Source organism: Paenibacillus sp. 11B (assembly GCF_030487755.1).
Classification (GTDB): Bacteria; Bacillota; Bacilli; order Paenibacillales; family Paenibacillaceae; genus Paenibacillus; species Paenibacillus vandeheii.
In genome coordinates, this window is record NZ_JAUKNS010000001.1 from 1146922 (window position 1) to 1160614 (window position 13693).

At 39.9% G+C, this 13693-nt stretch carries 6 protein-coding genes; all 6 read right to left on the minus strand.

The genetic code is table 11. The annotated features are described in order from the left end of the window. Positions 1-472 precede the first annotated feature (472 nt). The 6 genes from Q0V21_RS05130 to aldA all read right to left on the minus strand — a co-directional run bounded on the left by Q0V21_RS05130 (position 473) and on the right by aldA (position 13463). Positions 473-6016: an S-layer homology domain-containing protein gene (locus Q0V21_RS05130; protein WP_301877863.1), complete on the minus strand. Its 5544-nt coding sequence runs from the start codon at positions 6014-6016 to the stop codon at positions 473-475. A gap of 1826 nt (positions 6017-7842) precedes the next feature. Then, positions 7843-8598, minus strand: a complete 756-nt coding sequence (gene kduD / locus Q0V21_RS05135) for a 2-dehydro-3-deoxy-D-gluconate 5-dehydrogenase KduD (protein WP_301877865.1) — start codon at positions 8596-8598, stop codon at positions 7843-7845. 41 nt (positions 8599-8639) lie between these two features. Further along, positions 8640-9641 carry a zinc-dependent alcohol dehydrogenase gene (locus tag Q0V21_RS05140; protein WP_301877866.1) on the minus strand — a complete coding sequence of 334 codons (1002 nt, stop codon included), beginning with the start codon at positions 9639-9641 and terminating at the stop codon, positions 8640-8642. Between the two features lie 25 nt (positions 9642-9666). Continuing rightward, positions 9667-10629 (minus strand): C-terminal binding protein, encoded by a 963-nt coding sequence (locus Q0V21_RS05145; RefSeq protein ID WP_301877867.1) that lies wholly within the window; start codon positions 10627-10629, stop codon positions 9667-9669. 128 nt (positions 10630-10757) lie between these two features. Further along, positions 10758-11879 (minus strand): mandelate racemase/muconate lactonizing enzyme family protein, encoded by a 1122-nt coding sequence (locus tag Q0V21_RS05150; RefSeq protein ID WP_301877868.1) that lies wholly within the window; start codon positions 11877-11879, stop codon positions 10758-10760. Positions 11880-12026: 147 nt separating this feature from the next. Further along, positions 12027-13463: an aldehyde dehydrogenase gene (aldA, locus tag Q0V21_RS05155; RefSeq protein ID WP_301877870.1), complete on the minus strand. Its 1437-nt coding sequence runs from the start codon at positions 13461-13463 to the stop codon at positions 12027-12029. Positions 13464-13693: the final 230 nt, after the last annotated feature.

Genomic DNA, 13693 nt, shown 5'->3' on the forward strand with positions numbered 1-13693 from the left:
TTGAGGATAACATAAGTGCCTTGTACTTCCGTGCTTGACCACTCCACGAATTCCATTCTCCTGTCCGTCAGTTCCCCATGCAGACAGAGATGAGGCTTTTTATTAATCTGTAATAGATAAGGATGAAATTGTACGTAAAGTTTCCGTCTTACAAGCGATTCAACTGGATTAGAATCGGAGTGCTTACATCGTTTTACCTGATCATAATTCGTGAGTATAGTCTGAAGCTGATAATAACTCTAACCCGGACGAATGGAATCGGATTAAGTTCCCACCTAATTTCGGTACAAGCAAAGTATACTCATCTCACTACAAATTCCTAAGCTCAACAAACAAATAACTTTCTTGTGATGTTCTTACTACTCATGTGGCTTCATTCTTCATCTCCTCACTTCTAGTATTCATTCTGCCCGAAACTGGATAATACGTAAGAGGCCTCCAATAGAGGCCCCTCACAAATATTCCGTACATTCTAGATCAAATTTGATTTCTGCAGCAGTCTACGAACGACCTCTGCTACTTCTGCTCTAGTGATTGCCGCCTTCGGCGCAAGCACGTCCGCATTTCTGCCCAACACCAGACCTGCCTTAATGCTTGCTGCAATACCCTTTTTCGCGTATGCTGCCGCCTCGGAGCCATCCTTGAAGCCTGCCAGGAGTCCCTCCACTTCGGTCATATTTACCGCATCCTCAAGACCGGTGAGTTCCATGGCGCGTTCCATCATGTGCATAACCTGTTCACGTGTGATGAAATCATTTGGTCCGATTTGACCATTGGCGTAACCGTTAATCAAGCCATTCGCTGTTGCTGTGTTCAGATATGCTTCATACCAGCTACCATGAGCAACGTCTCTGTAGGCCGAATCGCCAGCCTCTGCCCTGAGGCCCAAAGCTCTTACCATGATGGTGGTAAACTCGGCACGGGTAATGTAACGATCCGGCTTAAAGAGATTGCCGTCAACGCCAGCGATTACCAATCTGGAACCCAAGTCATTCACAGCACTCTCTGCCCAGTGACCAGAGACATCCTGAAAAGCAACAGGATTCCAAATAACCGCATAAGTACTATTGGTCAGACTGTTCATTACAGCATAATAGCTGCTGTCTTGTCTGACGAATCTAGTTGGAATCTGTCTCACCGACCCATCAGTTTCCACCACTACTCCTGTAGTGATTTGAGTCGGGTCTACCCCTTCCGGAATAACGATAGATCTTTCAACAAAAATGTTGAATGTATTAATTTCCAGCGTTTTATTCTTGTAAGTGTAAGTGATATGGAAGTCCATAGGAGGGGCGACAACCGTAAATCCACCCTTCTCTGCCGAGCTTTCTAGCGCCTTTTTAGAATCGGCATCTGCTTGACTAATTCTTATATCGATCGATATATCAGCAAGCTTAACATCCGACCCAAATCGTTTTACTAATTCGTTGATATTGATTTGCTGAACAGGAAGCTTATAAGAGAAGGTAGCGGTTCTTAGCTCAATAACCGCATTCTTCTGCTCCAGATCCTTCACGATCTGACCATTAAACTTGCCGTGCACGACATCAGAGCTGCTCGCAACAGGAATCGTAATAATGGCATTGTTATCCATATTGGCCACAATAGTCCTCAATAGTTCCTGGTCAACAGTGATCGTCGTAACCATACGACCTCCTTCAGTTGTTATTACAGACCTAGCAATCTTGTTCTGCTTCTTACCATCCACCAGAATATCTATGTTAGCTGACGGCGGAGTGCTAGGCGCTGGAATTATCGGATTACTATTGCCTCCAGGTTGAGCAGGGATCGTCGCAGTCTGTTGAATCACGGTTACGTTTATATCCTTGGTTGCTTTTGCCACTCCAATGGTGACTGTAGCTGTCAGAGTTACAACCTGATTCCCGGTTCCATGCTGCGGTCTCGAAACCTTTCCGTCATTCGCCACCGTCACCGGATGGCTGGTTGCCCAAGTAATGCTGGCTCCATGCAACCCAACTGATGGCAATGAAATGTGATTTGTTACAGATTGCGCCGTGTCCCCCTCTACAAAGGTCAAGGAGGCTGCTGACAATGCATTCACCGCATCGGCTGCCAACTGATTCTCTGAAGGCTCGATCGGTGGTATCTTGCCTATGATTATTCTGTCAAAAGCCAGTGCTGCGTAACCCGTACTGGCATCCGTCGGTTCAAAAATATACAACCGAATGGACTTCAATCTGTTTGTATCAATTGCAGTTGCCCTTGCGAAATAGCCATCCGTCAGCCAGCTCGCCTCAGAGATGTCAAACTCCGATATGGTAATGGTCCTTGATTGATCCGGTCCAATCGCAAAATAATAGGTACCTCTGTGATTGTCAGCATCCGTAACCTCCACGCGAAGCTGGGCTTGCGTGTTCACGAGATTGGCAACATCAAATTGTAGCGGTTTATCGCCTAGGCTCCAGCCTTCTTTCGGTGCTGTGAAATCAATGCTGCTCGAATAAGTGCCGCTCGTATCCCCATTGTATGAGGTGAAGGAATTAAACTCCGCATTAAGCGCCTTTCTGCCATCTGTCGCGCCCTGCTCTTTCCTGGATGTGGTAATTCCTTGTTCATTATGTGTATAGACTACCTCTTCTTGATCCTCGAAGGATAGGTACACGCCGTTCGGATTTTCTAGTTCTGTACCTGGATCCGTTACACTGCCGATTACTACATTGTCCAAAGCAAGCGCCGCGTTCTCAACAGGAGTGGCCGTTGGAGAAAACACAAAGAATCGTATGGACTTCACATTATCAGTATCGATTACCGCGTTTCTCGGGAAACTGCCGTCCGCGAGCCAAGTTCCTCCCGCAACGCCGAAATCGGCAATACTGATTCTCCGCGATGCGTTAGCTTCCAACGTATAATAATAAGTACCTTTCACGTCCGATGTATCCGTGATTTCTACGCGTAGCTGTGTTGCATAGTTTTTTAGATTCGTGACGTCGAACGTAAATGGTACACCGCTGAGACTCCAGCCATCCTCCGGCGCCGCAAAATCCAGGTTACCAGAGTAAGTGCCTGTTGTATCCCAAGCGTAGGAGGTGAAGGATGTAAACTCGACTTGGAGCGCCTTGCTACCGTCAGTTGTGCCTTGCGATCCAGTCGTCGTGGTCACAGTATCTACATTGTGTGTATAAGCAGCCGATTCTGCGTCTTCGAAGGAGAATTTGGCTCCTCGTGTGCCAGTAGAAGACGATTTTATTTTTGTATATTGATCAAAAATACTCATCGCCATGCTCAGCTGCTGTACTGCTTTATCAATCTCGACGTCTGTCGCCAATATATCTCTTGCAACGACCTCCGCTTTCGTCACTTCAATGTTAAGTGTATCGCGGATATGTTTTTTCACCCACTTATTGCCTAGCTCTACCTCATTCCCTGTAGACGATATTACAGTTGACGCAAGCTTCGACTTGGCATCCTCAATAGGAACAGTAAGCGCACTGGTGGATACGCCTGTAGGAGCCGCCTGCTCATCATACTGAATAATTTGTACGCTTGTTACGTAGCCGCCATTCTCAGGAATCGAAATTTCAATCGTGTTCTTAGTTAGTAACTTGCTGGCATCCAGTTCAAATTCGGCAAAGGTCAGCAAATTGCCCGGCTTGTTCGTGTAATTCAGATCCTTGCTGAAAATTTGTAATTTCGTCGGGTCACCAGGATTAACGACAACATCCATATCGGCTGCAAATCCGCTGTCCATCTTGCCGAAACCAATACGGAGAGTTGCTTTAGCGAGAGACAACGCTGGGCTGTCAATTGTAAATACGGCAGGCGCATTTATGCTTGTAGCAACCAACTCCTCAGGAGCGTACGCAAACTCTCTCTCCCACGTTTTTGTGAACGCCGGATTGGAATCAAGCGTGATCTCGAAGACGCTCATCTCCTGCACTCTCATATACACATTGTTCAAATCAGTTACATTCTCTTCTTCGTAAGTCAAGTTACCCTTCTCCAAGAAGAAGTGTTTGCGTTTCACGTCTGCAATGTTGGTATCATCCATCAATACGTTAAGATCAAGGTTGACGCGCTGCGAGTTGAGATTGTGCACAGCGACATATACTTTTTCATTGTAACGAACCGCATTCGTGTACACACGCTCTTGATCGGCATGGGAAGGCAGGAACGCACCGCGATAATCTTTCCACATATCCAGATAAGCTTCCATTGGCGTCATTTCTTCCAATAATCCGTTCTGTGCTTCGTTAAATTTATAGAATGTATCATTGGAATTAGGACGCCAGTTGATAATAGGGTACAGGTACGGAACAAGCATGCCGATCGTATCGGAATAATTCATGAATCGCAACATATAACCATTGAAGGCAACCAACTTTTGAAAATAGTCCGCTTCGCTTCCGGCTGTATTGTAGGTGCCTTCTTCCGTAATGTAGATTGGCTTTACATTATCCGTATTCACCATGTGAGCATTAAGCAAGTCAAGAACAGCTTCCATTCGTCCGCTCAGGAAACCATCCGGATTGTTCTCCCTGTCATGGATGAACAGATTCGAGTTTTCATAGAAGTGGTGAGAATAGAAATCCATAGAATCCTTGGTTTCATCCATAAACTTCAACTGCGCACGCGCTTCCTCAAAATCATTATTCTCCAAATACATGAATGCGCTTGAAGGTCCACCGACTAATACATCCGGATTTTCCAACTTCACCGCCTCAGCTACCTTGTTATGGAACTCAGACAGATAGCTCCAAGCTTGCTGCGGCTCTGACTGGAAGAACCACCACTCCTGAGGAATGGTCGATTCGTTTTTCACTTCCACGTACTTGGGACCCCGTCCGTCAAATCGGGTGTCTATGCTCTTGATCAACTTGGCCGATGCGTCCGCCGCAGCATTGAAGTTGGCGTAAGACGGCGTACCGAAATTCTCCGATTGACCGGAAAACGGGTTCTCCCACATCCACTTCGGCCATCCATCTAGTGTCAGCATATAATCTTTGCCGATAGATGGATACAAGCTTTCAAATTTCTCAATGGCAGGCAGACTCTTCGTGTAAACCTCTTTAGTTGTTGTAAAGTCTGCATATCCGGGATGCTGAGTATCTTCCTTGAGACCGGCCCAATTTGTCAATAGAGGATAGTGAAACGCACCACGACCGGGAATAAACCCATAATCATTTGTCGTTTTATGGTACGCTTCGTCCAGCAAAGTGATTTCGCCTCCAGCTTGCTCTAGACCGACCGGACCGCTGTTCACATGGTATCGCTTGAATATTTCCTCGGGCAGCTTGTTTACGCCGTCCAAACTTAAATTTGTAAGCGCATCCACGTTGACGGAAACATTCATAATATCCTTGTCTCCCCCGAGAACCGTCCATGCCGATGTGTCGAAGTTCAACGGTACTCCTTCCTCTTCCCAGTGATATACACTGCGGAGGTCTCCGTTTCCAACAATTCTCATTTTATAACCCTCGTAGATAATATTTCCATTTGTTTCCTTAATCAGCCAAGGATGTGTAATGCCTTCTGATGGGTTCGATTCCTGGAAATCCATTTTCGTATAATTGGTATATAACCCGGTAATCTGGTCATTCCACCCACCATTCTGGAACACCGTCCATTGCGTCTCAAAGCCTTTTGGGTCAATAATATAGAGCTCCATTGTCTGTGCAACAGATCCCTCGAATCGCACATCGCTGAATAGACGCCACGCTCTTGCATCCCTTGCAGGGATATCGATCGTTACTTCTCCGTTAACTTTCAAATATTCGCCGGTAGGGTATTGAATGAAATTAATGCGCTGAATCCGGCTTTCGCCGTTAATGCTGTTGAAATAGGATACCGCATTATCGCTGTAGATCTGTTTGTAATAATCTGCAATGTCGGGAATTGTATCGAAATCAGCCTTGTCGATTCTGATGTTTTCAGGGAGCTCGTTGCTCTCCGAGTCCGCATAGCTGACATTTGCAGGCGCAGTGAGAGAGGACGCCGCAAGCATAGCCGTACATAATAGAACAGCCAAAATTTGTTTGATCTTCAAATTAGCTTTCAACAGTTATACACCATCCAATCTATGACTTGAGTTTGTGTTTCGTCTAAACAACTCCCCCAGGTAAAGTTGTGTAAGGGGGGGATTCCTGTAAATGTGGTAGTAATTGTTACTAGGTTTTCACGAAACGATCATACGCCGTCTGATAAATGCTACTCAGCTCGTCAACCTTCATCTTGCTCAGATCGGTAAGCTATCTGTCCCAACGTTCGTTAAAGCATAGCATTCACCTCCCTCAAGAATTGAATGTTTCTTTCGTTTTTCTCACTTGTTCTTGCAACATCTATTTTGACTAGCGAATCATCCTTGGATGATATTTTATAATGCGTGAAAATACGAGGTCGACCTGTTGGCTATGATGGTAGTCGCTGAAATTACCTACTTCTGCTAAAATGCCACAAAAGTAACCAATTCCACACAGAGGATACTCATCATAACCTCGCTCCCATGAATCTGTATGACCAACGTTTTAACAAGTTCCATCAGTTGATTAAGCTGTCTAGACATCTTGTCGTGCTGCTTCAAGGACATAGCTAGCTCATGTTTGACTGCCGTTACACCTTCTGTTAGGCCGATGGACTTGGTAGCTGCGCATAATATAGCGTTACGACACACTTGTCTCCTACAGCCCGCTGTATATCGTTCTTCTTCGGCGTTGCTACGTTAGATTCACCAGCTTGAACCACTTCGCGTGGCGTTAAAAGTGTTCCACTTGTGTATTAGCTGAGATAGCATCAACGAGACCACAAAGTGAGCCGAGAAGGCCACACTCCGATCCGTGGGACCCTTAGCTTGATTGTGTCCTGAATGATTTTTGTGAACTCGAAGGAGCGGACGAATCGTTCGAAATGCTCAAACTCAACCCATGAACTATCCACTATGCCTATTAAGGCTAGGAAGTTTGTGAAGGCAATCTGAATGCCATATAGCCCAACGTTATGGAACAGCACGTAATACAACAGAAAGAAGAACAAACAATTATAACTGGTAACTCTTCAGCAGTCTTGAGCCTTTTTTAAAGGCTCCCCACACCTGATATCGGAATCGTCCAGTTGCCGGACTCCATTCACATTTTCCATAAAAAGCTATCCTTCTGTATTAAGCATTTAATCACTAACAACATTCTCCTTCTTCTTGCAAACGCTTACAACAAATCGAAAAATTATAATTATTCTGAAACAACTAGGGTATGTCTTCAAATCTAATTTAGCAATAATAAATAAGGACGCTGCAAAAGTACAAGAGGAGTTATCGTAGCATGTGTCCAATTTACGGTAATGTTTGAGTTTATTAAAGAGGTATTCAAGCAGATACCGTTCTTTAAAAAACACCAATCAAACTTACACTGGGCCTTTCGATGATTTTCGCATGAAATGAGGACGACCGTGGCTTGTTGCTCTTGAATGAAAATCAGAATGATATTCATATCACAGTCCCGTTTGGCCAAAGCATCCTCAACTGCATAATTTTGGGTCGTTATTCCATCTTTAAAGCATCCAATAGTATAATATTGCCACGTCCTCTTGCCCTCGTACTGTTCTAGAGGAAACGAACGATGATTGCATCAATCATAATATTTTCTTGATGAGGAGAAATAGATACTTATCTAAGTTCTTTGTCCCAAACACCAAGTACTTTCTATCATGGAAAACGGGTAATCCCCACCAAGTTGCACTCGAGCGGGGAAACCAAAGCATAGAATTTAACCTAATTCGAGTGTATTGATCTTCACCTATTTCGTATCGTCTTTTCATAGATGAAGCTTACAATGATTTGGAATTTTTTTATAGTTTGAACACACGCTATAATAGTTTCAAATATTAAATAAGCTATCTTCCCATCCAGCCGCCATCTACAACGATTATTTCACCATTTACATAGTCTGATGCATTTGAAGAAAGGAAAATTGCAGCTCCTACTAAATCTTCTGGTTTTCCCCATCTTCCTGCTGGAATTCTTTGAGCAATTTGTTCATTCCGAACTTTATCAGCCATTATAGCTGTATTCATTTCAGTAGCCATGTAACCTGGAGCAATGCCATTAACATTTACACCTAATCTTGCCCATTCGTTTGAAAGTGATTTTGTAAATTGCATAACTGCACCTTTACTTGCAGCATAAGCCGGAACTGTAAGACCGCCTTGGAATGAAAGAAGTGATGCAATATTTACAATCTTTCCTTTTCCTTGCTCAATCATTTTTTTTCCTACTGCTTGACATAGGAAAAACACTGCCTTTGTATTAACATTTAATACAAAATCCCAGTCTTCTTTAGGGAACTCTACGCTAGGATGACGTTTTTGTACTCCTGCATTATTAATTAATATATCAATGCTTCCAAATTCTTCATTTATAGATTCTACAACTTCTTCAAATTTAGAAATATCTGATAAATCCATTGAGATCATTTTATATTTTCTTCCTAAACCCTTTATTGTTTCTTCTAATTCAGGATTTTCATTTCTTGCAATAACTACTATATTAGCGCCAGCTTCAGCTAAACCTAAAGACATAGCCTCTCCCAAACCACGATTACCGCCAGTAATAATAGCTGTTTTATTCACTAAACTAAACATCTCCAACATTCGCTTTTCCTCCACTCGAATTATATTTAATCTTTTTTATATTAAAATTTAAACATTACTTTTACAGCATCTCCGCCACTAAGTAAAACATCAAACCCTTCTTGCGCTTTCTCAACAGGTAATATATGAGTAATTATTTTTCCGAAATCAAAAGATTCACCTAATAATTTGATTGCAATATCAAAATCTTCTGGCTCGTAAACTCTAACTCCCATAACGTTAACCTCTTTAAACATCATGCCCAACAAATCAAGTGCGGCAGGTTTTTTGTATGCTCCCACAATTACAACAGTCCCGTGAACTTTTACTAATCCAACTAATTGTTCTGCAACTATAGGGTGTCCTGCACAGTCGAATACAAAATCTACTCCATTTGCATTTGTAAATTCAGAAACAGCAACTTCTAGATTGGCTTTCGAAGGATCTATTACAGTAAATCCTAATTCTTCGGCTATCTTTCTTCTAAAAGGATTTGTTTCAACTATAAATATGTTTGCTTTATATAATAATTTTAATGAACTTGCTACAGACAAACCGATAGTACCTGCGCCAAAAATTAAAGCGCTGTTGCCAATTGAAATTCCTGAGCGTTTAACAGCATGAACTCCTACAGCTAACGGTTCTGTAATTGCTCCTAATTCTAAGGATACACTTTCTGGAAGAACATGTATTTTATCAATCGAGACTTTTACATAATCAGCCATTGAACCATCTCTATCAATGCCTATTAATTTTAATGATTTACATACATGACTGTTTCCTGTTAAACACGGAGTGCATTTACCACAAAATAGTAAGGGCCTAACAGTAACTGGTGTACCTTTTGGTAGCGAAGGATAATCTTCTGCTATTAACCCAGAAAGCTCATGACCAAAAATCAACGGTGCAGTAGCTCTAGGATGTGCCCCAACATAAATATTTAAATCTGTACCACATATACCTGAATATGCAACTTTAATTAATACTTCACCATCAGAACAATCAGGAATTGGTTTGTCTTCTACGTCAATTTTATTTGGTCCATTGTAAACAATACTTTTCATAGTATATTATCTCCTCTTTATACTTTTAATTAATTTTGTTAACTTGATAAGCAGGTTTCTCACCTTTTAATGCGCTAACAACTTGCTCAGCAACTTTTCTCTTTAATTCATCAAATGCTTGTTCAGAATACCAAGCCATATGTGGAGTACAAATAAAATTTTCATGTTTAAATAGTGGGTTATTAACATCTGCCTCTTCTCTCACCAATACGTCAAGTGCAGCTCCAGCAATCCACGTGTTAGTTAATGCCTTCTCTAATGCTTGTTCATTAACAATTCCACCACGAGCAGTATTAACTATATATGCTGTAGACTTCATTGCTTTAAATTCAGTTTCAGAAATTAAATTATCAGTATTTTGTTGTAATGGACAATGTATAGAAATAACATCTGATGTTTTTATTAAAGTATCAAAATCAACAACTTCAATAAAATCAGGAGGATTTAGTCTTTTATGATTGGGATCAAATCCAATAACTTTAAGGCCTAGTCCATGAGCTTTTTTGGCAAACGCATTTCCTATTCTTCCTAGTCCTATAACACCTACAACTTGGTTTTGCAATCTGAAAATAGGTTTAGATATTTCATATTTCCACAGACCACTTTTAACACCATTTGACATTAAAGTAACTTTTCTAGTAAGCGCCATCATTAATGCTATTGCTTGATCAGAAACTTCGTTCAATCCATAATCAGGTACGTTACAAACCTGAATGTTAAATTCTGTAGCTGCATCTAAATCTATACTATCAACACCCACTCCATATCTAACAATGATTTTACATTTTGAAAGTTGACTCAACACTTTTCTAGTAAATTTTCCATATTGAGTAATTAAAGCGTCGGCTTCACGACAATTTTCTATAATATCATTTTCTGTTTTACAATCTAATATTTTAAAATTATTGGTTACATTATTAATGATTTTTTCTTCAATTTCTACTGAGTCATGATCGCAATCTGTAATCATTACAACGTAATTATTCATTTCTCGTCTGCTCCTTTTATAAATTTAATTAATTATGCACTGTACAGTCCTTTTTCTTCCCAAGCTTTTTTTATCTAAAAGAGCTTAGATTAATGCAAAATGCTCAATTATAAAATGGGAAGTGGATTTCACCGCCTCCCATCTCTATTTTCTTTAATCATTTCATATTTTTTTAATTTTTCCCAGTCAAAGTTTATACCTACACCTGTGGCTTTGGATGGTTCGATATATCCATTAACAATTTTTAATGGTTCTATAGTATAATCACATATTGGGAAACTATGATATTCTAAGAATCCAGCATTGGAAAGTGCGCCTAACACATTCACATGTAATTCTTGCATTCCGTGTGAACTTACTTTCAGACTTCTTTCTTTTGCCATTTCACCAACTTTTAAAAAACCTGTTATTCCACAAACATTAGAACAATCAGGTATTGGATACTTAATACGAGCTATGTCTAAAGCCAATTTATGCTCATAAATAGTGTGTAAATTTTCTCCCATTGCTATTGGAATAGTAGTTGCTTGCCCTATTCTTGCATATCCTTCATAATCATCAGGATTTGTTGGTTCTTCTAACCACGCTATATTAAATTCTTCCATCCTCTTCGCCATTCTTATTGCTTGAGGTACTGTCCATATCATATTAGCATCTACCATGAACATAGCATCTTTACCAATTAAGTTACGAACAGCCTTTACTCTTTCTATATCTTCATCTTCGTTTTCTTTTCCTAATTTTATTTTTATGGCTGTATGTCCTTTTTCTAGTTGCTTTTCAATATTTTGCAATAATTCTTTTTCTGTTAACATTAAATCTATACCGCCATAATAAGTACGGACTTTTTCGTTTCTAGTACCATATAAATCACAAATTGCCATGTTTTCAGTTTTTAATTTTATATCCCAAAGCGCAATATCTAATGCTGAAATTGCAAAAGATGCAATTCCTCCTCTTGCAACATAGTGAATACATTGATTCATGTAAGCATTCATTTTATCAGGAGTAGTAAATTCTCTGCCGACTAATCTTGGAATCAAGTCATTAACCAACAATTTATATATTGCAGTTCCACCTATTCCACCTGTATAAGTGTATCCTGTACCTTTTCTTCCATCTTCCATAACAATAGTTGCTGTAATTAATTCGAAACTATCATGTTTACCATGAAGTGCATCAACTAAGTTTTCTTCTAATGGAATATTGAAATATTTAACTTCCACGTTTTTAATTGCATTCCTCGACATACCACTCCACCTTTTTTTTATGCCTCCGCGCTAAACAAGGTAGGTATAATATATAGCGATTTGATATGAATAGATACGCATGTCAAATCGCTATACATGAGATGTAAATTTAACCACGTAGCTTAACGAAGAGTCTCTATTAATCTTTTAGTAATTATAATTCATATAAATAGTTTTCTTTTGTAGATAACCTTCTAATCCATATTTACCATCTTCCCCACCAAGACCACTCTTTTTGAATCCATTATGGAATCCGTTTATTAACTCTCCGTTTTCACGATTCACATATACTTCACCAAACTCCAGTTCATTTACTGCTCTCATTATGTTTTTAGCATTGTTTGTAAATAAGTAAGCAGATAAGCCATACTCACAGTCATTCGCTAATTCGATTGCTTCATCAAAGCTTGACACCTTCATCATCGGTACAATAGGTCCAAATGTTTCAACTTGCATTAATACATTCTTATTATCAGATACTTCAACCACTACGGGGTAGAACCAATTTCCGTTTTCAGAAGGCTTTCCCTCATCTGGAGTCATGTCTAATAATATTTTACCGCCTTGTTGTATGGATTCTTCTTTCATTTGTATCAACTTAGATACTTCTGATTTGTTCACTTTTGGACCCATAGTTGTTTTCGGATCCATTGGATCTCCAACAACTATTTCTTGTACATGTGCTATGAATTTATTCTTAAATTCTTCATAAACCTTTTCGTGAATATACATACGTTCGTTACATGTGCATATTTGACCACAATTGCTAAATCTTGCTATTGCTGCGCATTTTGCAGCTTTATCAATATCAGCATCTTCCATTACTATAAATGGTGCTTTTCCACCAAGTTCTAAATGCACATCAATAACGTTCTCCGAGGCAGCTTTAAACACTTCTATACCAGCAGTAGTACTTCCAGTTAAGGTAACTAATTGAGTAATTTCACTTCTTACTAATGCATCACCTACAACTCTTCCTGAACCAGTGATGAAATTAAGAACCCCTTTTGGCAGAGAACTTTTTTCAACTAATTCTGCAAACTTCATAACTGTAAGTGGAGTTTCTGACGGTGGTTTAATAACCATACTATTTCCGCAAACTAATGCATTTCCAATTTTCCTTGTTGATAACGCTAAAGGAAAATTCCAAGCAACTATCCCAACTACAACTCCATAAGGTACTCTTTGAATCCAGATTTGTTCATCTTTTTTCTCAGAGGTAATAATTTCTCCTTCTATTCTTCTTGCCGATTCAGCTGCATATTTCAGAAACCCCGATGCCCCCTCTATTTCACCGCGTGCTTCAGTTATAGGTTTACCATGTTCTGATGTTAATATTTGAGCTAATTCTTCAGCGTTATCGTCTATAATTTTTGCTAATTCCAAAACATATTCAGCTCTTGTTTGTGCTGGTAGTAGTGCCCATGACTTTTGCGCTTTACGCGCAGCTTCTAAGGCAGCAGTAGCATCCTCTTTACTACCCTTAGGAACAGTACCTACTACTGCGTTGTTATAAGGATTTATTACTTCTATTTTTTCTTGTGATGTTGTATCTACTAATTTTCCGTCAATAAATAATTTCATTGATAACATAATTTTCGTAATGGAATACTAATCCATTACTCCTCCTCTCATTCAACTTTTATGTTTTTTATTTTTCCGCCAATAACAATTTTATTGTATACTTTACTTCTGAAAAAATCAACACTTTATGTTTATTTCACTATTCTCTTCATAACCTATTTCTTTATGCATTTTGCATGAATCCGTCCCTATGAACATGATGGACAAAAAAGGTTTTTAAGTATACAAAA

Coding starts and splice junctions, on each gene's coding strand:
- kduD (WP_301877865.1), bottom strand. CDS start 8,598: ATGTTGGAGATGTTTAGTTTAGTGAATAAAACAGCTATTATTACTGGC.
- Q0V21_RS05145 (WP_301877867.1), bottom strand. CDS start 10,629: ATGAATAATTACGTTGTAATGATTACAGATTGCGATCATGACTCAGTA.
- Q0V21_RS05150 (WP_301877868.1), bottom strand. CDS start 11,879: ATGTCGAGGAATGCAATTAAAAACGTGGAAGTTAAATATTTCAATATT.
- Q0V21_RS05140 (WP_301877866.1), bottom strand. CDS start 9,641: ATGAAAAGTATTGTTTACAATGGACCAAATAAAATTGACGTAGAAGAC.
- aldA (WP_301877870.1), bottom strand. CDS start 13,463: ATGAAATTATTTATTGACGGAAAATTAGTAGATACAACATCACAAGAA.